The sequence below is a fragment of the Amycolatopsis sp. FDAARGOS 1241 genome (genome assembly GCF_016889705.1).
Classification (GTDB): domain Bacteria; phylum Actinomycetota; class Actinomycetes; order Mycobacteriales; family Pseudonocardiaceae; genus Amycolatopsis.
Genome location: NZ_CP069526.1, coordinates 4,725,759 through 4,744,596 on the forward strand (window position 1 = coordinate 4,725,759; position 18,838 = coordinate 4,744,596).

Sequence of the window (18,838 nt, forward strand, 5' to 3'; positions counted from 1 at the left end):
AATTCCGGGACGCGCCGAACGGCCCGGTCTGCGCCCACGGCGATCCGGACACCGGGCTGATCACCCGCGTCGGCCGACCTCCTCGTCGTCGGCGCCACGGCGCGCGGCCTGGTCTGGCAGCGTCTCCCAGGCGTGCGTGCACCGCTCCCGCTGTCCCGTGGTGGTCTCGTGATCCCCGAGGATGCCCGCAGCCCGGCACCGGCGCGGTGTGCCGGCTGCTCAGGCGTTGGCGCCCGGCCACCGCCACTCCCGCACTTCCGGCAGGTCTTCCCCGTGCTCGGTGATCCACCGGCGATGCCGGTCCTGCGCCTGGGTCATCCGCTGGCGCAGCACGCCGGCGGTGGAGACAAGTCCCGGGACGCGGTCGAGCACGTCGATCACGAGCTGGAATCGGTCCATGCGGTTGAGCACCAGCATGTCGAACGGCGTTGTCGTGGTGCCGTGCTCGGTGTAGCCACGGACGTGGAGTTCGGCGTGGTTGGTGCGGCGGTAGGCCAGCCGGTGGATGAGCCATGGGTAGCCGTGGTAGGCGAAGATGACCGGCCGGTCCGGGGTGAACAGGGCGTCGAACTCGCGGTCGCCCAGCCCGTGCGGGTGTTCAGCGGCCGGTTGCAGCCGCATGAGGTCCACGACGTTCACGACCCGCACGGCGAGGTCGGGCAGCTCGGTTCGCAGGATCGACGCGGCCGCGAGGACCTCCAGTGTCGGGGCATCCCCGGCGCAGGCGAGCACGACGTCGGGCTCGCGGTCGAGGTGCGTGCTCGCCCACTCCCAGATCCCCACACCACGCGCGCAGTGCAGCGCGGCTTCCTGCGGGTCGAGCCAGTCCGGCGTCTCGTTCTTGCCCGCCACGATCACGTTCACGTAGTCACGACTGCGCAAGCAGTGCGCGGCGACCTCCAGCAGCGTGTTGGTGTCCGGCGGCAAGTACACGCGCACGACCTCCGGGCTCTTGTTCGCCACGTGGTCGACGAACCCGGGGTCCTGGTGGGAGAAACCGTTGTGGTCCTGCCGCCACACGTGCGACGTGAGCAGGTAGTTCAGCGACGCCACCGGCCGCCGCCACGGGACAGCGCGGTGGGTGCGCAGCCACTTGACGTGCTGGTTGGCCATCGAGTCGACGATGTGCACGAACGCCTCGTAACACGAAAACAGGCCGTGGCGGCCGCTGAGCAGGTACCCCTCGAGCCAGCCCTGGCACAGGTGCTCCGAGAGCACCTCCAGCACGCGGCCGTCGGGTGCCAGGTGCTCGTCGGGCGCAGCGAGGGGCAGCTGCCACGCTTTTGCCGTGACGTCATACACGGCGTCGAGCCGGTTGGACGCCGTCTCGTCCGGCCCGAACAACCGGAAGTTCGCGCTCTCGGCGTTGCGCCGGAACACCTCACGCAGGAAGCGGCCCAGCGCCCGCGTCGGCTCCGCGGACGTCGCACCCGGTTCGACCACCGGCATCGCGTGCTCGGCGAGGCCGGGGAGGTCGAGCGGACGCAGCAGCACGCCGCCGTTGGCGTGCGGGTTCGCGCCCATGCGCCGGTCGCCTCGGGGAATCAACGCCGTGACCGCCGCGGTGGGGCGGCCCCGCTCGTCGAACAGCTCGTCGGGCCGGTAGGACCGCAGCCACTCCTCCAGCGCCCGCAGGTGCTCCGGGTCCTCCCGCACCCGCGCGAGCGGCACCTGGTGCGCGCGCCAGGTGCCCTCCACCTGTCGTCCGTCCACTGTGGCCGGTCCGGTCCAGCCTTTCGGTGAGCGCAGCACGATCATCGGCCAGGGCCGCGCCCGGCGACCGCGGCGCAGCACCGCCAGATCGGCGACCACGGCGTCGAGCGCGGCCGCCATCGCCTGGTGCATCACCGCGGGTTCGGCGCCCTCCACGTACGTGGGGGCCCAGCCGGCGCCGCGCAGCAACGCGTCCAGCTCGGCCGGCGGGATCCGGGACAACAGCGTGGGGTTGGCGATCTTGTAGCCGTTGAGGTGCAGGATCGGCAGCACCGCGCCGTCCCGGCCCGGGTCGAGGAACCGGCTCGCCTGCCAGCTCGTGGCCAGCGGGCCCGTCTCGGCCTCACCGTCGCCGACCACGCACGCGACGAGCAAGCCGGGGTTGTCGAACGCGGCACCGAAAGCATGGGCGAGCGAGTAGCCGAGCTCACCGCCTTCGTGGATCGACCCCGGCACGTGGGGGGAAACGTGACTCGGTACGCCACCTGGGAAGGAGAACTGCCGGAAGAGCCGGCGCATGCCTTCCTCGTCACGCGGAACTTCGGGCCACAGCTCGGAGTACGTTCCTTCAAGCCACGTGTGTGCCCGGAGGGCAGGTCCGCCGTGCCCGGGACCGGTCACGAACATCGCGTCGAGGTCGTGGGTGAGGATGGCGCGGTTGAGGTGGGCGTAGACGAAGTTCAGTCCCGGCGAGGTCCCCCAGTGCCCGAGCAGGCGCGGTTTGACCTGTCCAGCCACGAGCGGTTCCCGCAGCAGCGGGTTGCCCATCAGATAGATCTGCCCCGCCGCGAGGTAGTTGGCCGCCCGCCACTGCGCGTCGAGCTGAGCCAGCTCGACCGGGGACAGCGCTGCCGCCGTGGTGTCGAGAGCCGTCATCGCTTCGACTCCGGCCGCACCACCAGCACCGGGCACGAAGCGTGCTGGATCAGCGCCTGGCTCGTGGAGCCGAGGAGCATCCCGGCGAACCCGCCGCGCCCGCGGCTGCCGACGACCACCAGCTGGGCCCGCTCGGACTCGGCGAGCAGCGTGTGCTGCGGCCGGTCCCGGACCAGTGCCCGGCGGACCTCGACGTCGGGGAACTTCTCCTGCCAGCCCGCCAGCCGCTGCGCCAGGAGCCGCTCCTCCGTCGGCGCGATCGATTCCGGCTGCGGCATCAACCGGGCGGTGCCGGCGGTCGAGTCGTACGTGACGTCGTTCCACGCGTGCACCGCGACGAGCGGGACACCGCGGAAAGCGGCTTCTTCGAACGCCACCGCGATGGCGGCTTCGCTGTTCGGGGTGCAGTCGACGCCGGCCACGACGGGGCCGTCCGGCACGCCCGGACTTTCGCCGTGCCGGCCGCGGACCACCGCCACCGGGCAGTCGGCGTGGCTCGCGACAGTGGCCGCCGTGGCACCGACGAGCATGCCGGCGAACCCGCCGGTCCCGCTCCGGCCGACCACCACCATCCGGACGCGCCGCGACCGGTCGAGCAGACCGGCAGGCGCGGCTGTGTTGAGCACCTCCGTGCGCACGGCCAGCGACCCGTCGATCGAGAGCGCCAGCTCCCGCGCCTTCACGACGATGCGGTCACCCTCCTGCCGGAGCTGCTCGACGAGCACCTCGCTCCCCGCCAGCCCACTGCCGTAGTAGAGGGCCGGCACCTGCAGGCAATGCAGGACCTCCAGTTCAAGTGCCCGCCCGGACACGAGCCGCGCGGCCCAGCGCACCGCGTCGTCCGCGCCTTGCGATCCGTCGGCTCCGACCACGACCGTGGTGCTGGTGCGCGTTGTCATGACCACCGGTCCTCTCCGGCCGAGACGGTTTCCGCGCCGACGACGCCGGGCACGGCGAGCGCGAGCAAGGTGGCGACGTGCCGATCGGTCTCGTCGTCGAAGCGGTCGGCGATCCGCACCAGCCCCTCGTGGACCTCGACCTGCCAGCGGCCCGTCCCGCCGTAGATCTCCAGCCGGTGCCGCACATCCGCCGCGATCGCCGAGTCCGCACGCGCCAGGATCCGCACCACGTCGCCGCGCGTGACGATCCCGACCACACGGCTGCCATCGACGATCGGCATCGCCCGGATCCTCGCGTCGACCAGCGCCTGGCACAGGTCGGCCACATCGGTGCCGGAGGACATCGCGGTGACCGGCGCGGTCATCACCTGCGCCACCGTCGTGTCGACCGGTACGGGGGGTTCGGGGCGCAGGTACGCCGACCGCGCGTCGGCCGGGATCCGGCCACGGATCAGGTCCGCTTCGGTGACGATGCCGACGAGACGTTCGTCTTCGTCGACCACCGGCAACGCGGTGAAACCATGCCCGGACAGCACTTCGGCGGCCTCCTTGGCCGGAGCCCACGGGTGGACCGTCACCACCGGCGCGGACATCAGGTCTCGTGCACGCATCGGGTTCTCCTTTTCCCGTGGAGTGCACTGAAAATAGGCAACCGGCGGGGCCCGACACGCCGGTCCGGAGTCACCCGTGCCGAGGACCAACGTCCTCACCCGCGCCGCGGCACGAGCGTCCGCAGCTGCTCGCGACGCGCTGTCGAGCCGATGCAGGCAGCCCTCGGATTCGAGTGCCTCCGGGCCTGCCGCGAGACGAATTCCGTTCCCACCTCACGCTGGTGTTGCGCGGATCGCTGCGGGCTCCGTCGGCAGGGTGTCGACCGGGCTGGTGGCTCCCGGGAGGGCCGAAGCGTGTCGACCGGGACTGGGGTTTTGGCTGGGGCAATCGGGAGCCGGCAGCGCCGTGACGGCGGATTTGGCATGCTGGGCGGGAGGGCACGGGCCGGCGGCTGCACCACCGCCACCGGCCGCAGAGGCGGTGCCACCGCACGGCCGGGGGAGGTGACGGCGACAGCGATGAGTGAGCTACAGGAACAGATCCAGCGTCACCTCGATACGCTCGTCGGCACCGGTGCGGAGACCGGCCTGCAGGTCGCGGTCTATCGGGATGGCGTGCCGATCGTCGACGCGGTAGCGGGCACGGCCGACCCCGTCACCGGGCGGCCGCTCACCTCCAGGACACCGATCTTCAGCTTCTCCACGGGCAAGAACGTGGCGGCCACGCTCGCCCATCTGCTCGTCGCGCGTGGTTTCCTCGGTTACGACAGCCCGCTCACGGACCTCTGGCCCGAGTTCGGTGCGCACGGCAAGGCCCGCGCGACGCTGCGACACGTGCTGACCCACACGGCGGGTCTTCCGGCCCTGCCGCGCGAGATCACCCCCCGCGAGCTTCCCGACTGGTCCGGGGTGTGCGCCTCGCTGGCCGCCGCCGAGCCGCGGTGGCGGCCCGGCACCGCCATGGGCTATCACGCCTACACCTTCGGCTTTCTCATCGGCGAGCTGGCCCGCCGCGCGACCGGGCGGCCCCCGTGCGACCTGCTGCGCAGGTGGATCACCGCGCCGCTGGGGATCGAGGGGCAGCTCTACTTCGCCGCTCCGGAGGAAGCGCTGCCGAGGTTGGCGCGTCTGGAGCAGGCGCGCGGATGGCCGGCCGGCCCGGACGATGGTGACGCGATCCTGGCACCGTGGGAAAGCCGGCCGAGTGCCGAGTTCGACAACAACGACGAGATCCTGGGCGCCGACATACCGTCGGTCGGCATCGCCACCGCGCGCGGCCTTGCCGCGATGTACAACGCCGTCCTGCAGGGCGAGCTCGTGGACTCCGCGCAGCTGGCGGAACTGTCCGCGCTCGCGTTCGAGGGTACGGACCAGGTTTTCGGGCCTCCGGTGCGGATGGCGCTGGGCTTCCCGATCGGCCGGATCGGCGCTCCTGCCTGGGAGAACTCCGTGGCGTTCGGCTGGCCGGGCGGGGGCGGGAGTTACGCCTACGCGGATCCCGCGCACGGAGTCACCTTCGCGCTGACGAAAACCCGGCTGGTGCCGGACTTCGACACCGCGCTGTCGGTCACCTCCATCCTGGCCGGCCACCTCCCCGGGACCAGCTGACCCTTCCCCGGACGCGCCGGGGCGGAATCCGGAACGAGCACAAGGAGAAGATCATGTCCAGTCAGCCGGCCGTCGATTCGACCGCGCCGCACACCAGCCTCTGTCGCCCGTTCTCCTCGCCGGGCGCCGGCCCGACGCCGTGGGAAGCGACGGAGGGGGCACTGCGCCGGATCCAGAAGTTCCAGCTGTGCACGGTGCGCCGGGACGGGCGCCCCCACGTGACGCCGGTGCTGGCGATCTGGGCCTTCGGCGCGATGTGGTTCCCCACCGGAGACAGCGAGCAGAAAGCCAGGAACCTCAGCGTCAACCCCCGCTGCGCGCTGACCACCGGAACCGACACCCTGACCGGCGTGGACCACATCGTCGAAGGCACTGCGAGCCTGGTCACCGACGAAGCCACCAGGAACGCCGTGGCGACCGCGTTCGAACAAGCCTACGGCTGGCACCTCACCCGCGAGGACGGAACCTGGTACCAACTCGGCGACGCCGTGCGGACCGGCAACGTTCAGCTCTACCGGGTCCAGCCGGACAAGGGGTTCGCCTTCGCCATCGGCAGCGAGTCGTCCCAGACCCGCTACCAGTGGAGCTGAGGCGAGCCGGGCTCACCCCGAGCGCGCCGCACGACGGCCGAGCAGCCACCCCAGCACACCCGCCACCACGCCGGCGATGCCCGGCACGAGGGCCTTGCGCCCCAACGGAACCACCACCGTCCGCGCAACATCGAGCTGGGCGGGCTCCGGTGCCCCGGCACCGGTGATCAGACCTTTCAACCGGCCGGCGAACTCCGCGATGAGCGTCGCGCTCACCTCCGCGATCAGGCTGCGGCCGAATTGGGCCGCCCGGCCGCTGATCGCCATGTCCGTCACCAGGTCGACGCGCGTGCCCGAGCCCGTTGCCCGCAACGTCGCGGTGATGGTCGCAGCCGCGGTCCCGCTGCCGCGTTCTTCCCGGCCCCGCGCCTGGATCACCGCGCGGTGGTCCAGCTCGTCGCGCTCCAGGAACCGGGCGTTGCCGCGGTACTTCGCCGTGATGGGCCCGATCTTCGTGGACAGCCCGCCCCGGTATTCACCCTCCACGACGTCGTCGAGGTGCGCGCCCGGCAGGCACGGCGCGACTTTCCGCAGATCCTGCAGCAGCCGCCACGTCTCGTCGATCGGCAGGGGGACCTCGAAGGTGTTCTCCAGCTTCATGACTGCTCCCGCGATCCCGTGCCCGCGGGCCAGTAGGGCACCGCGGCCAGCGTGGTGCTGTGCATCTCGGCGACGATCGGGCCCCCGGCCTCCGATTCGGCTTTCACCCGTTTCCATTCCGGATCGGCCTGGAACGCCGCCCACGCCGCGGACTTCGCTTCCGCGTCGGCGAACCGGAGCAGGTAGACGAGCCGGCCGTCGTCCGTAGCGTCGGTCCAGAAACCCACGACCTCGAGGCCGTGCTTGGCGAACAACGGCAAGGTGTGCTCGGCGAACCGGGCGTGCAGCGCGGCGGCGCGGCCCGGCGCGGCCACGTACTCACGCAGTTCGTGCAGCATCGGTGTCTCCTTCCGCTCGCCGGACGGCCTCGGCGACCGCCCGGGCGAGCAAGGTTCCGGCCACGTCCCGGCGGTACGCGGCCGTGGCGTGCAAGTCGCCGCTGGGCCGGACGTCGTCGCGGGCGGCGTCCGCCGCGCGGGCGGCGACCGTGGCCGTGGGCGCGGCGTCGATCAGCTCCGCTTCCGCGGGGCGGCACCGGTGCGGGATCTCGTCGACCCCGCTGAAGCACACCCGCGCGTCGGCGATGCGGCCCTCGGCGCGGCGAACCTGGACGGCGACACCGACGAGGGCGAAGTCGCCACGCCTGCGGCCGATCTCCACCACGGCCGCGCCGCTGCCGGGTGCCGCGCGAGGGAACCGGATCCCGGTCAGCAGCTCGTCCGCAGCCAGCGCCGTGGTCAGGTGGGTGCGGAAGAAGTCGGCGGCGGCGATCTCGCGGATTCCGCACGGACCGTGTGCCACCAGCTTCGCGTCCAGTGCCATGGCCACTGCGGGCAGCTCGGCGGCCGCATCGGCGTGGGCGAGACTGCCGCCGACCGTGCCGCGGTTGCGGATCGGCGGGTGTGCGATGTTCGGCAGCGCGGCCGCCAGCAGCGGGGTGTGCGCGGCGACGGCCGCCGAGTGCTCCGCCTGCGCCTGGCGCACCATCGCGCCGACCACCAGCTCCCCGGGCGTCCGGCGGATCTCGGTGAGGCTCGCGAGCCCGCCGATGTCGATCACGTGCTCGGGCCGCGCCAGCCGGAAGTTCAGCAGCGGCACCAGGCTCTGTCCGCCGGCGAGGACCTTGGCCTCGTCCGCTTTCGCGGCGAGCAGCGCCACGGCCTCCGCGACGGTCTCGGGGCGGTGCAGGGTGAAGTCGACCGGCTTCACGACAGTTCCAGCAGGGCCGCCGCGGTGCCGCCGAGGATCAGCGACCGCTCGTCCGGCTTCAGGTTGGCGGTCTCCACGACCGCACGCGGCGTGAGATCGCCGATCGGGAACGGGTAGTCCGAGCCGAGCAGGACCCGCCCGGCACCGGTCTTCGCCACCAGGAACTCCACAGTGGACGGATCGAACAGCACGCTGTCGAAATACAGGTGGCCGAACGATTCCACCGGGTCCGCCGTGGAATCCCGGTGCAGCAGGTGGTTGCGGGTGAGCCGGCCGAGCACGTACGGCAGGGCCGCGCCGCCGTGCGCGACGATGACCTTCACCCCCGGGTAGCGGGCCGGGATGCCCGCGTAGAGCAGACGAGCCAGCGTGACGGTGGTGTCCTCGAGCCGGGCGAGGCCGTTGACGAGCCCGAAATCGGTGTAGCGCTCGCTCGCGCCACCGAACCCGGGGTGCAGGAACACGATCGCGCCGCTCACGTCCGCAGCCTCCCAGAACGGCGTGAACGCCGGATCGTCGAGTTCGCGGCCGCCGGCCCGCGTGGCGATCATGACACCGGGCACGCCCGCCGCGCGCTGTGCGGTCAGCGCGGCCGCCGCCCGCGCGGGGTCCTGCAACGGCACGGTGCCCAGCGGCAGCAGCCGGTCGTCCTCGCAGGCCTGCTCGACGATCGCGGCGGTGAGGTGCTCCGCCCAGTCGGCGCCCTCGGCGGCGGGCAGCTGGTAGCCGAACACGTCGAGCCAGCCGCCGACGAGCTGGCGCTCGATGCGCTGCTCGCCGAGCCACGCGCCGCGTTGGGCCAGATCGGTGAGTCCGGGTGACACGGGCCTGGTCGGGGGTCCGTCCACGAAGGACACGACGTGGCTCTCGCCGTGCGGTTCGACCCGGACGTTCGGGAACCGGGTGCGCCCGGCGGCCAGGTCGGCCAGCAGCGCGGCCGGCACCAAATGGGCGTGGACGTCGATGGTGGTCATGGGGTCTCCAAAGAATCGTGCAGCGCGTGCCACACATCGCTGGGCTTGATCGGCAGGGACGTGATCGGTGGCGCGCCGGTCGGGGCGAGAGCGTCGTTGACCGCGCTCGCCACGGCGGCGGGTGCGCCCATGTAGCCCGCCTCGCCCGCGCCCTTCTGCCCGAGCGTGGTGTACGGCGAGGGCGTGCAGTGCTCGGTGTCCACGATGTGCGGCACCTCGTGCGTGCTGGGCAGCAGGTAGTCCATGAAGGACTGGGTGAGCGGCTGGCCCTCCTCGCTGAAGGCGAACTGCTCGTACAACGCGACGCCGATGCCGTGCGCGGTGCCGCCGTAGACCATGCCGCGCACCACGTCGGGGTTGATCACCGTGCCGCAGTCGTGGGCCAGGTAGTACGCGTCGAGGTCGACGTGGCCGGTGCCGGGGTCGAGCACGGCGAGCACCACGTGGGTCTCGAACGAGTAGCACGGGTAGAGCTGCACGCGCCCGTCCGGCGAGGTGAGCGTGCCCGAGCGGGGCGTGTGCGCGACGTGCACGACCTCGAGGCCCGGCTGCATTCCCTGGGGCATGAGGTGTTGCTTGCGGTGGGCGATGGCGACGAGTTCGTGCCAGCCGAGCCGCCGGGACGGGTCGGCGCGCACGGTGAAGTCACCGCCGTCGTAGTCCAGCTCGGTCTCGGCCACGTCGAGGTTGTGCGCGGCGATGCGGCGAAGCGCGGCCTTCAGCTCGTCGGCCGCCCCGCGGATCGCCGCGCCCAGCACGATGGTCATCCGGCTGCCGACCGGGCTCTGCGACGGCATGCCGGTCAGCGAGTCCGCCCGGATCACCGCGATCGTCGCCGGGTCGCGGCCCAGCTCCTCCCCCACCAGCGTGGCGACCATCGTGTCGTGGCTCTGCCCCGCCGAGGACAGGGACACCACGGCGGTGACCGCGCCCGCGCCGTCGACCCGCAGCCGGCAGGCCTCCGGGAACGTGGTCTTGTCGTTGCCCGGGTGCATGATGTTCTCGAAGATCGCGTTGCCGCCACCGGGTTCCAGGCAGGTCGCGAGCCCGATCCCCGCCAGCTTGCCCTCGGCGCGGATCGCGTCGCGGCGGCGCACCAGCCCCGGCAGGTCGGCCAGGGCGATCGCCTTGTCCAGCACCGCCGGGTAGTCGCCGGAGTCGTACTCGGTGCCGCTCGGGATCCGGTACGGGAATTGCTCGGGCCGGATGAAGTTGCGCCGCCGGAGCTCGAAGCGATCCATCCCGAGCACGCGGGCGGCCGCGTCCACGGCGGACTCGATGGCGTAGTTCGTCGGCGCCTGCCCGAAGCCGCGGACTGCGACCTGGCCGGTCTTGTTGGTGGTGACGGCGGTCGCCGTGTAGGCGGCGACCGGGATGCGGTACGGGCCGACGATCGCGCCGATCGGCTTGGCCAGCTGCAGCGGCGAGCGGCCGGGGTAGGCGCCCTCGTCGTCGATCACCGCGATCCGGATGCCGGTGAACTCACCGGCACCGGTGAACGCCAGCTCCACGTCGAAGCTCCGGTCCGGGCCGTGGAAGTCTCCGCCGTGCATGTTCTCGGCGCGGTCCTCGATGAACTTCACCGGCCGGTGCAGCAGCCGCGACAGGTGCCCGGCGAGCACCGCGTGCTTGATGCCGCGCTTCACGCCGTAGCTGCCGCCGACGTCCACGTCGAAGTGCACGCGCACTTGGTTGCCGGGGATCCGCAGGGCCGAGGCGAGCTGGTCGGGGAACTGCGGCATCTGGATGGAGGCCCACACGTCGAGCAGGTCGCGGTCGGCGTCCCAGCTCGCAACCACCCCGAAGGTCTCGAGCGGAACGGTGGAGTTGCGGTTCCACCGGACCCGGGTGCGCACGGTGTGGTCGGCGTGCTCGAACGCCTCGGCGACCGCACCCCACGTGAACTCGCGGTGGGCCATCACGTTCGTGCCCTGGTCCGGGTGCACCAGCGGCGAGCCCGGCTCGATCGCCCGCTCGGGGTCCATGACGGCGGGCAGCTGGTCGTAGTCGACCACCACGAGGTCGGCGCCGTCCTCCGCGACGGCACGCGAGGTGGCGACGACCGCGGCGATCCACTCCCCCGCGTACCGCGTCTGCTCCACGGCGAGCGGCCGCCAGTCCACGCCCTCCAGGTCGAGGTACTGGCGCAGCGGATCGGTCTCCTTGGCCAGCTCCGCCCCGGTCAGCACGGTGACCACGCCCTCGAGCGCGAGGGCCTCGCTCGCGTCGATGCCGGTGATCCGCGCGTGCGGGTGCGGGCTGGTGACCAGTCCGATGTGGAGGGTGCCGGGCGGGGTGATGTCGGCGACGTAGCGGCCGGCACCGCGCACGAACCGGCGGTCCTCGCGGATGCGGCCGGGTTTCGAGACCCACCGGTGATCAGTCATGCGCGACCGCCTCCTCGGCCTGGCGGCCCGCGGCGAGCGCGACGGCCTCGCGGATCTGCACGTACCCGGTGCAGCGGCAGATGTTGCCGCCCAGCGCCTCGTCCACCTCCTCCTTGCTGGGGTGCGGGGTGCGGTCCAGCAGGGCCTGGCACGAGAGCACCATCCCGGGGGTGCAGAACCCGCACTGCAGCGCGTGCGTGGCGCAGAACGCCTCCTGCACCGGGCTCAGCGCTTCGCCGTGGCCCGCGCCCTCGATGGTGGTGACGACGTGGTCGTCGGCCTGCGCCGCGAGCACGATGCACGAACGCACGGGCGCGCCGTCCAGCAGCACCGTGCAAGCCCCGCAGACCCCGTGCTCGCAGCCCAGGTGCGTGCCCGTCAGGCCCAGCTCGTCGCGCAGGAAATCCGCGAGGCTCGTGCGCGCCGAGACGACGCCGCGGCGCGACTCGCCGTTCACCACGAGGTCGATCTCATGCCTGCTGCCCACTGCGGCCACCTCCTTCTCCCACTTCGGCGAGGAACCCACGCGTCAGGCGCGTGAACTCCCGGGGGTTTTCCAGGACGGACAGGTGCCCGGCGTCCGGTACCACGGCGAACCGCGCCTTCGGTATCCGCTCGGCGATCCGGTCACTCAGCTCACGCGGCGTCTTCGCGTCCCGCTCGCCCCACAGCACCAGGGCCGGCGCCGTGATGCCGGCGAGCACGTGGTCGAGCCGGGCACCGAAGCAGGTCTCGGCGGACGCCGCGTACGCGGCGGGCCGCATACCCGCGATGGCGGACCGGACCGACTCGGCGGTGTCCGGCAGCGGGTCGACGGTGAAGGTGCTCGACACGTAGAACTCCGCCAGCGCGGCCATGTCACCGACCCGGCTCGCGAGCCCGGACGCCTTCACCCGCGCCGGTTCCGGGTCCAGCTCGGCGAAGCTGTCGGCGATCACCAGCGCCGTGACGCGTTCCGGGTGCCGGGCCGCGTAGCCGATGGCCTGTACACCGCCCATCGACAGCCCGACCAGCGTCACCTGGTTCAGTCCCGCGTCGGCGCGCACGCGCTCCACATCGGACACCCAGTCGCCGACCGAGAGCGGCGCGGCCCACGCGGAGCCGCCGTGCCCGCGGGTGTCGGGGACGAGCACCCGGTGCTCGGCGGCCAGCGCCTGCGCGCACGCCGTCCACAGCCGGTGGTCGGTGCCGAGGCTGTGTAGCAACAGCACACCGGCCCGAGCGGCACCGCCGGAGTCGAGGTAGGTCAAGGCGGGCGTGCCGCCCGTGGTCCGGGTGCCGAAACCGTCGATCACTCCTGCGTTCCTCCCACCTGCGGGGTCATCTGGTCGAGCACCCGCGTGCGCAGCTCCGCCAGCTCCTCGGGCGTCGGGTCGGCGGGCAGCGTGATGTCGTCGCACAGGTGCCCGGGCGGGCGCAGCACCAGCACGCGGTCGCCGATGGTCAGCGCCTCGGTGATGGAGTGGGTGATCACCACGCCGGTCTTGCCGTTGTCGCGCACCAGGTCCACGAACTCCTGGCGCAGGGCGACCGCCGTCACCTCGTCGAGCGCCGAGAACGACTCGTCGCACAGGATGATCTCGGGGGCCACGGCGAACGCGCGGGCGAGCGCGACGCGCTGGCGCTGCCCGCCCGAGAGCGTGTGCGGGTAGCCGTCTTCCTTCCCTTCGAGGCCGAGCCTGCGCAGCCAGTCCCTGGCCCGCGAGTCCCATTCCTGCTTCGGCACACCGGCGAACTTCATGCCCGCGCAGACGTTGTGCAGCACGGTGCGCCAGGGCAGCAGCCGCGGGTCCTGGAACACCACGGCCATCCGGCCGCGGAACCAGCCGAAGTCGGCGAACGGGTCGTGCTCGAACACCCGCACGGAGCCGCCGGTCGCTTCGGTGAGGCCGAGGGTGAGGCCGAACGTGGTCGACTTGCCGCAGCCGGTCACGCCGACGATCGCGACGATCTCGCCCTCGCGGATGGTGAAGCTCAGGTCGTGCATCGCGTGGTGGCCGGGGAACACCTTGTCCACGTGGTCGAACTCGATGACGACGGGCTTCTCGAGCTGGGTGGTCATCACTTCAGTCCTTTCCGGACGCGAGGATGGGCTTGGCCTGCCCGCGCTCGCCCACCGCGGGCCGGTAGCGCAGCACCCGGTTCTCGATCAGCTCGATCACGCCTTGCAGCACGAGCATGCAGACCGCCAGCAGCAGAGTCCACGAGATCACCGAGGCCATGTCGAAGAGCTGTTGCGCCGTCAGCAGTTCCGCGCCGACGCCGATGGTCGCGCCGACCAGTTCGGCGATGAGCACCATGCGGATCCCGAGGCCGAGGTTCACCTTCCACGCGGTGAGGATCCCCGGGGTGATCGCGGGCAGCGTGATCTCCCGGAACAGCGCCCACCGGGTCGGGCGGAAGGAGCAGGCCATGTCCCGCAGGTCCGCCGGGATCGCGCGGTAGGAGTCGTGGACCTGCATTGCGAACCCGGGCAGGGTCACCAGCACCATCACGAACCAGACGCGGATCTCCACGTCGGCGAACCAGATGACCGCGATGATCACCCAGGACAGCGAAGGGATGCCCTGCACGAACCGCACCAACGGCAGGCAGAACCGCGACACCAGGTCGTTCACGCCCATCAGCACGCCGAGCACGGCGCCGGCCGCGAACGAGCTCGCGAGTCCGATGAGGACACGCGCGAGCGTCGTGCCCAGGCCCAGCAAGGAATCCGGGGTGCTGAGAATCGCGCCGAGTTCCTTGAGCACGCTCGGGATCGTGGGCACGGCGTAGGCCGGGGTGAACCGGGACACGATCGCCCACACGCCGAGCAGCACCACGATCAGCACGAGCACGCCGGGATCGAGCAGCCGGCGCACGCCGCGCCGGTTCGCGGCCGGCGCGACCGCGGAGGCTTCCAGTGAGGTCGAGGACGCGGCTGGGGACAAGGGGGGAGCGGACATCACAACTCCTGGTAGACGAGGTTCGCGGGCGGCGTGTCGGTGAGGTAGCCGGTCTCCCGGCCCGCCTCGAGCACCGCTTCGATGCCGGTGGCCAGTTGGGCGGCGGGTGCGAGGTGCAGGCGCAACCGGCTCGGGTCCTCGATGAGCTTGGCCAGCGGCCCGGCCTTGCCGCGGGGCGTCGCCTTGGCGATGATCGCCGCGGCCGCGTCCGGGTTGGCGGTGGTCCACTGCGCGGCCGTCGAGTAGATCCGGTACAGCGTGGCGACCGCGCCGGGGTTCGCCTTCGCCCAGTCGCTGTGCGCGGCCAGCCCCAGGTACGGGATCTGCCCGGTGCCGAACCGGCGCTGCCACTCGCCGAGACCGATGTCCAGGGTGCGGATGTCCGGCCTGGTGGCGACCAGTGACGAGTAGGCGGGTTCCCAGATCTCGACCGCGTTCGCCCGCCCGATCAGGGCCATCGTGGACAGCCCGGCGGTGGTCTGGTTGATCAGCTCGGCGTCGTGCAGGTCGAGGCCGCCCTGTCGGGCGAACCATTCGAACATCGCGTGGTTCGTGGTGCCCGTGGCCGCAGCGAGGCTGTGCCCGCGCAGGTCGGTGAGGGTGTGGAGGCTCGGATCCGACGTCACGACGGCGGTGAAGTAGTCGAACAGGTTGAACAGGTAGGTCACGTCGACCTGGCGTTCGCGGCGCAGCGCCTCGGACAGCAGCGCCGCGCTCGCACCGACCTGGTAGTGGCCGGAGGCGAACTCGGTGTTGTAGTTGTCCGGTGTCGCGTAGGCGAAGTCGATGTGCAGGCCGTGCGCGTCGTCGAAGCGCTTCGCCTTGATCACCGCAGGCAGGAACGCGCCGAGCGACGGTGCCCGGAATGCCAGCACGGTGATCGTCTGTTTGCCGTTGACGGTGTGCAGGCCTTGCGGTGCGCCGCACGCGGTGGTCAGCAGGGCAGCTGCACCGCCGGCGAGCGCGGCTCGTCTGCTCACGGGTTTTCCGGGCAGGCTGAAGGAAACGTGCCTCATTGCACGTCCTTTCGTGGTGTCTCAGTTCTGGGTGGCCCCTCGGCCGGTGACCAGCACGGCCGGCCCGCCCAGCGCGGCGGAGACGCCGACCGCGGCCTCGACGGTCGCCGAGCGCAGCAACTCGAACCGGTCGTCGCCGAAGCGCTGCTCGGGCAGGCACACCCCGACCGAGGCGATGACCTGGCCGGTGTGGTCACGGATGGGCGAGGCGAGCCCGCCGACCCCTTCGCGGTAGCTGCCCCGGTTGGTGGCGTAGCCGTCGACGCGCACCTGGTTCAGCAGGGCGCGCAACGCCGCGGGATCGGTCGGGGACTTGGCGGTGTACTGCGGCAGCGGGCCACTGAGCACCTCGGTGATCTCGGCCTCGCTCTGGTACGCCAGCAACGCACGCCCCGTGGCGACGCACGTCGCCGGGCAGCGCCTGCCGACGTGCGACACGGCGATGATCGGGTGCAGGCTGTCGAGCTTCTCGACGTAGACCACGTCGCCGTGTTCGTAGACGCCGAGGTGGATGGTCTCTCCCGTGGCCTCGTTGAGCGCCTTGAGGTACGGGCTCGCGGTGGCTCGCAGGTCGAGGTTCTTCGCCCACAGGCTGCCGAGCTCGAAACAGCGCACGCCCGCCGAGTAGAGCGAACTGCGCTGGTCCTGCGTCACGTAACCGCGGTGCTGCAACGTGGCCAGCAGCCGGTGCACCGTGGCCTTCGGCCCGCCCACCCGCTCGGCGATGGCCGTGAGGCCTTGCGGGCTGCCCGCACCCACGAGGAACTCGATGATGTCGAGACCCCGATCGAGCTGAGCACTGCCCGGATCGGAGTTGGACCGCTGTTCCATGTTTGGACCGTAGGTGGAACACCTGGTCCGCGTCAACCCGCTTCGCCGTCGCTCGCGGGAGGTTGCGCGAGCCCGTGCGTCTCGCCGGCAAGGTGCGGCGGCGCGTCAGGGCGGTGTCGGGGAAACGTCAGGCGGCAGGCCGACGGTGGTCGCATGATGAACAACAGCAAGTCTTCGACCACAACGCAGTGGACCGGCCTGGTGCCGGTCGACGACACGGCCCTGGCCGTCACCGACACCGGTGGTCCGGGTCTCCCCCTCGTTTACCTCAACGGCCAGTTCGCCACCCAGGGCTACTGGCGGCGGGTGCTGGCCGAACTCGGCTCCGAGTTCCGGCACATCACCTACGACGAGCGGGCGCGCGGCAAGTCCAAGCGTTCGGCGGACTACTCCTTCGCGGTCGCCGTCCGCGACGTCGACGCCGTTCTCGCCGCTCGGGAGGTGGACCGGGCGCTCGTGGTCGGCTGGTCCTACGGAGCGTTCGTCGCGGCGCACTGGGCCAGCCGGAACCCGGACCGTGCGCTGGGCGCGGTCTTCGTCGAAGGCGCCGAACCCTACGACTGGCTCGACGAGGCCATGGAACAGCGCATCCGCAGGCTGTTCAAGCGCATGGGCTGGTTCCTGCCGCTGCTGTGCCCGACCGGCCTGGCCCCGCGGATGAGCGCCGCCCAGCAGGCAGAAAGCAACATCGAACTCGGCAAGCTCTCCCGCGAACGTGAACTCGGCCCCGCGCTGGACCGCCTCACTGTCCCGGCGCGGTACGTGCTCGGGTCCGGAACATCGTTCGGCGGTAAGGGCGACGAGCAGGAACGCATCCGCGCCGGCGTCGGCGAGGTGACCGACCGCAACCCGACCACCAAGGTCAGTGACAAGGTCTCGAGCAACCACGGTGCGATCCTGCGCAAGGACTTCCGGGCCGTCGCCGACGCCGTCTGCGAAGTCGCCGCCCTCGATCGCGCAGGTCGATGACGACCCGCCGGTCGGCGACGCGACCGACCGGCCGGCGCACTCGCGGACGACGACGGGCCCTCCCGGGAGTCAAGACGAGGCCGATCGCCTCGCGGGATCGCTGAGCTCCACAGCACCCCGGACCCCACCGGCGCCGTGATCGTGGCAGACCACGACTCCGGCGTCCTTTTCGGACAGACGCCGCCTGCGGCTTACGGCGGCCGGCTCCCGCGTCATGGTCGTGTGCTGGCCTGGGCCGGTTCTCGGGTGGCAAGCTTGGTCCGGCAGTGGGCGAGCGCCGCACCCGGCCCCTTCGATGTCAGGCCGGCCCGTAGGCACGCGACCGGAAGAGTTGCGAAGCCGCACCCCGTCCTCCTCCACCGTGATCGCGACTTGATCGCGTCAGGCGAGCCGGCGTCGGTTGGTGCGTGGCTACCGCCTCGAAACCCGCGAGAAGCCGCAGGGCGGCGGGCGCAGCGTGAACCGGTTCCGCGCTCTGCCCGGCCCGGAAGGTGTTCTTGACGCGAACCTGACGCCCGGGTCCCGCGGCCGTACCGCGCCCCGGGCTAGAGTTCCCGCGGTGCCGGCCAGGCCGTCGGCCGCGGCGACGAGGAGGGGTTCCCTGATGGAGGTCGATTACCGGCGGGCCGTCGCGCGGGTGCTGGAGGCGGTGGCGCCCTGCGTCGGCGCCGGGAAGGTTGCCGATTACATCCCGGAGCTGGCCACAGTGGACCCGCGGCAGTTCGGGTTCGCGGTGGCCACCACCGACGGGCAGGTGCACTGCGCCGGTGACGCGGACACCAGGTTCTCGATGCAGAGCATCTCGAAGGTGTTCACCCTCGCTCTGGTGCTGTACCGCGACGGCGAGACCATCTGGCGGCGAGTGGGCAGGGAGCCGTCCGGCAGCCCGTTCAACTCCCTCATCCAGCTCGAGCTCGAACGGGGAATCCCGAGAAACCCCTACATCAACCCCGGCGCGATCGTGGTCACCGACCAGCTGCTGGCCGACGGCGGCGACGGGTTCGCGACCCTGCACCGCCTGCTGCGCACCGAAACCGGCAATCCGGACCTGGACGTCGACGACGTCGTCGCGGCGTCCGAAGCAGGTGCCGGCCACCGCAACCGCGCCCTGGCCCACCTCATGGCCGGCTTCGGGAACATGGTCAATCCCGTCGACGACGCTCTCGAGCACTACTTCCGCCAGTGTTCGGTCGCCATCACCTGCCGCGAACTCGCCCACGCCGGCCTGCTCCTGGCCCGCCACGGCATCCGCGCGGACGGGACCAGGCTGCTGGCCCGCTCCGACGTCCGGCACCTCATCGCGCTGATGATGACCTGCGGAACCTACGACGCCGCCGGCGAATTCGCCTACCGCGTCGGCTTGCCTTGCAAGAGCGGTGTCGGAGGCGGCATTCTCGCCATCGTCCCCGACCACTGCGCCGTCGCTGCCTGGGGACCGGGCCTGGACGACCACGGCAACTCCGTCTCCGCCACCGCCGCGCTCGCGGCTTTCGCCGACATCACCGGCCACAGCGTCTTCTGACCGCGGCGCTGGTGTGGCGGATGCCGGGCGTGCGGCTCTTCGACGACGGCCGCGCGCTCCCGGAGAAGACGCTCGTCCCGATCGACGACGACATGCGCGCCACGTGACCTCTTGGTCGCGGGCCGGGCGTCGGCTTTTTCACGCCGAG

The 18,838-nt window shown here is 71.7% G+C and carries 18 protein-coding genes; 4 read left to right on the forward strand and 14 right to left on the reverse strand.

Annotated features, from left to right (window positions below):
- Nucleotides 1-219: 219 nt before the first annotated feature.
- From I6J71_RS23330 to I6J71_RS23340, 3 genes are read right to left on the reverse strand one after another with little or no spacing between them, the layout of a single operon-like run.
- A complete protein-coding gene (locus I6J71_RS23330; RefSeq protein ID WP_204096637.1) occupies nt 220-2,589 on the reverse strand; it encodes a phosphoketolase in 2,370 nt (789 codons plus the stop codon).
- Complete coding sequence (locus I6J71_RS23335; RefSeq protein WP_204096638.1) at nt 2,586-3,488, reverse strand: universal stress protein; 903 nt, start codon at nt 3,486-3,488, stop codon at nt 2,586-2,588. The genes I6J71_RS23330 and I6J71_RS23335 overlap by 4 nt, the downstream gene beginning before the upstream one ends.
- Entirely contained in the window at nt 3,485-4,099 is a 615-nt protein-coding gene (locus tag I6J71_RS23340) for an HPP family protein (RefSeq protein WP_204096639.1), read from the reverse strand. Before I6J71_RS23340 ends, I6J71_RS23335 begins: the two co-directional genes overlap by 4 nt.
- Before the next feature lie 459 nt (nt 4,100-4,558).
- On the opposite strand from I6J71_RS23340, the gene I6J71_RS23345 reads away from it, so the two are divergent.
- A complete protein-coding gene (locus I6J71_RS23345) occupies nt 4,559-5,647 on the forward strand; it encodes a serine hydrolase domain-containing protein (protein WP_204096640.1) in 1,089 nt (362 codons plus the stop codon).
- A 53-nt stretch (nt 5,648-5,700) separates the two neighbouring features.
- On the forward strand, nt 5,701-6,237 hold the full coding sequence (locus tag I6J71_RS23350; protein ID WP_204096641.1) for a pyridoxamine 5'-phosphate oxidase family protein: 537 nt from the start codon (nt 5,701-5,703) through the stop codon (nt 6,235-6,237).
- 12 nt (nt 6,238-6,249) lie between these two features.
- Here I6J71_RS23350 and I6J71_RS23355 read toward each other — a convergent pair whose 3' ends face one another.
- From I6J71_RS23355 to I6J71_RS23405, 11 genes are read right to left on the reverse strand one after another with little or no spacing between them, the layout of a single operon-like run.
- Nucleotides 6,250-6,837 (reverse strand): SRPBCC family protein, encoded by a 588-nt coding sequence (locus I6J71_RS23355; RefSeq protein WP_204096642.1) that lies wholly within the window; start codon nt 6,835-6,837, stop codon nt 6,250-6,252.
- The gene (locus I6J71_RS23360; protein ID WP_204096643.1) at nt 6,834-7,175 is read right to left on the reverse strand and encodes an NIPSNAP family protein; all 342 of its coding nucleotides are present in this window, start codon (nt 7,173-7,175) and stop codon (nt 6,834-6,836) included. The genes I6J71_RS23355 and I6J71_RS23360 overlap by 4 nt, the downstream gene beginning before the upstream one ends.
- A complete protein-coding gene (locus tag I6J71_RS23365) occupies nt 7,156-8,046 on the reverse strand; it encodes a xanthine dehydrogenase family protein subunit M (protein ID WP_204096644.1) in 891 nt (296 codons plus the stop codon). Before I6J71_RS23365 ends, I6J71_RS23360 begins: the two co-directional genes overlap by 20 nt.
- Nucleotides 8,043-9,020 (reverse strand): amidohydrolase family protein, encoded by a 978-nt coding sequence (locus I6J71_RS23370; RefSeq protein WP_204096645.1) that lies wholly within the window; start codon nt 9,018-9,020, stop codon nt 8,043-8,045. The genes I6J71_RS23365 and I6J71_RS23370 overlap by 4 nt, the downstream gene beginning before the upstream one ends.
- Nucleotides 9,017-11,407: a xanthine dehydrogenase family protein molybdopterin-binding subunit gene (locus I6J71_RS23375; protein WP_204096646.1), complete on the reverse strand. Its 2,391-nt coding sequence runs from the start codon at nt 11,405-11,407 to the stop codon at nt 9,017-9,019. The genes I6J71_RS23370 and I6J71_RS23375 overlap by 4 nt, the downstream gene beginning before the upstream one ends.
- On the reverse strand, nt 11,400-11,894 hold the full coding sequence (locus I6J71_RS23380; RefSeq protein WP_204096647.1) for a (2Fe-2S)-binding protein: 495 nt from the start codon (nt 11,892-11,894) through the stop codon (nt 11,400-11,402). The genes I6J71_RS23375 and I6J71_RS23380 overlap by 8 nt, the downstream gene beginning before the upstream one ends.
- A complete protein-coding gene (locus I6J71_RS23385; RefSeq protein ID WP_204096648.1) occupies nt 11,878-12,702 on the reverse strand; it encodes an alpha/beta fold hydrolase in 825 nt (274 codons plus the stop codon). The genes I6J71_RS23380 and I6J71_RS23385 overlap by 17 nt, the downstream gene beginning before the upstream one ends.
- Entirely contained in the window at nt 12,699-13,469 is a 771-nt protein-coding gene (locus tag I6J71_RS23390) for an ABC transporter ATP-binding protein (protein ID WP_204096649.1), read from the reverse strand. The genes I6J71_RS23385 and I6J71_RS23390 overlap by 4 nt, the downstream gene beginning before the upstream one ends.
- Nucleotides 13,470-13,473: 4 nt before the next feature.
- Nucleotides 13,474-14,352: an ABC transporter permease gene (locus tag I6J71_RS23395; RefSeq protein ID WP_204096650.1), complete on the reverse strand. Its 879-nt coding sequence runs from the start codon at nt 14,350-14,352 to the stop codon at nt 13,474-13,476.
- Nucleotides 14,352-15,368: an ABC transporter substrate-binding protein gene (locus I6J71_RS23400; RefSeq protein WP_204096651.1), complete on the reverse strand. Its 1,017-nt coding sequence runs from the start codon at nt 15,366-15,368 to the stop codon at nt 14,352-14,354. The genes I6J71_RS23395 and I6J71_RS23400 overlap by 1 nt, the downstream gene beginning before the upstream one ends.
- A 21-nt stretch (nt 15,369-15,389) precedes the next feature.
- The gene (locus I6J71_RS23405) at nt 15,390-16,199 is read right to left on the reverse strand and encodes an IclR family transcriptional regulator (RefSeq protein ID WP_204096652.1); all 810 of its coding nucleotides are present in this window, start codon (nt 16,197-16,199) and stop codon (nt 15,390-15,392) included.
- 153 nt (nt 16,200-16,352) lie between these two features.
- On the opposite strand from I6J71_RS23405, the gene I6J71_RS23410 reads away from it, so the two are divergent.
- Entirely contained in the window at nt 16,353-17,168 is an 816-nt protein-coding gene (locus tag I6J71_RS23410) for an alpha/beta fold hydrolase (RefSeq protein ID WP_204096653.1), read from the forward strand.
- Nucleotides 17,169-17,772: 604 nt separating this feature from the next.
- Nucleotides 17,773-18,690: a glutaminase gene (locus tag I6J71_RS23415; protein WP_204096654.1), complete on the forward strand. Its 918-nt coding sequence runs from the start codon at nt 17,773-17,775 to the stop codon at nt 18,688-18,690.
- The last annotated feature ends 148 nt before the right edge of the window (nt 18,691-18,838 follow it).

Coding starts and splice junctions, on each gene's coding strand:
- I6J71_RS23330 (WP_204096637.1), bottom strand. CDS start 2,589: ATGACGGCTCTCGACACCACGGCGGCAGCGCTGTCCCCGGTCGAGCTG.
- I6J71_RS23335 (WP_204096638.1), bottom strand. CDS start 3,488: ATGACAACGCGCACCAGCACCACGGTCGTGGTCGGAGCCGACGGATCG.
- I6J71_RS23340 (WP_204096639.1), bottom strand. CDS start 4,099: ATGCGTGCACGAGACCTGATGTCCGCGCCGGTGGTGACGGTCCACCCG.
- I6J71_RS23345 (WP_204096640.1), top strand. CDS start 4,559: ATGAGTGAGCTACAGGAACAGATCCAGCGTCACCTCGATACGCTCGTC.
- I6J71_RS23350 (WP_204096641.1), top strand. CDS start 5,701: ATGTCCAGTCAGCCGGCCGTCGATTCGACCGCGCCGCACACCAGCCTC.
- I6J71_RS23355 (WP_204096642.1), bottom strand. CDS start 6,837: ATGAAGCTGGAGAACACCTTCGAGGTCCCCCTGCCGATCGACGAGACG.
- I6J71_RS23360 (WP_204096643.1), bottom strand. CDS start 7,175: ATGCTGCACGAACTGCGTGAGTACGTGGCCGCGCCGGGCCGCGCCGCC.
- I6J71_RS23370 (WP_204096645.1), bottom strand. CDS start 9,020: ATGACCACCATCGACGTCCACGCCCATTTGGTGCCGGCCGCGCTGCTG.
- I6J71_RS23375 (WP_204096646.1), bottom strand. CDS start 11,407: ATGACTGATCACCGGTGGGTCTCGAAACCCGGCCGCATCCGCGAGGAC.
- I6J71_RS23390 (WP_204096649.1), bottom strand. CDS start 13,469: ATGACCACCCAGCTCGAGAAGCCCGTCGTCATCGAGTTCGACCACGTG.
- I6J71_RS23395 (WP_204096650.1), bottom strand. CDS start 14,352: ATGTCCGCTCCCCCCTTGTCCCCAGCCGCGTCCTCGACCTCACTGGAA.
- I6J71_RS23400 (WP_204096651.1), bottom strand. CDS start 15,368: ATGAGGCACGTTTCCTTCAGCCTGCCCGGAAAACCCGTGAGCAGACGA.
- I6J71_RS23405 (WP_204096652.1), bottom strand. CDS start 16,199: ATGGAACAGCGGTCCAACTCCGATCCGGGCAGTGCTCAGCTCGATCGG.
- I6J71_RS23410 (WP_204096653.1), top strand. CDS start 16,353: ATGATGAACAACAGCAAGTCTTCGACCACAACGCAGTGGACCGGCCTG.
- I6J71_RS23415 (WP_204096654.1), top strand. CDS start 17,773: ATGGAGGTCGATTACCGGCGGGCCGTCGCGCGGGTGCTGGAGGCGGTG.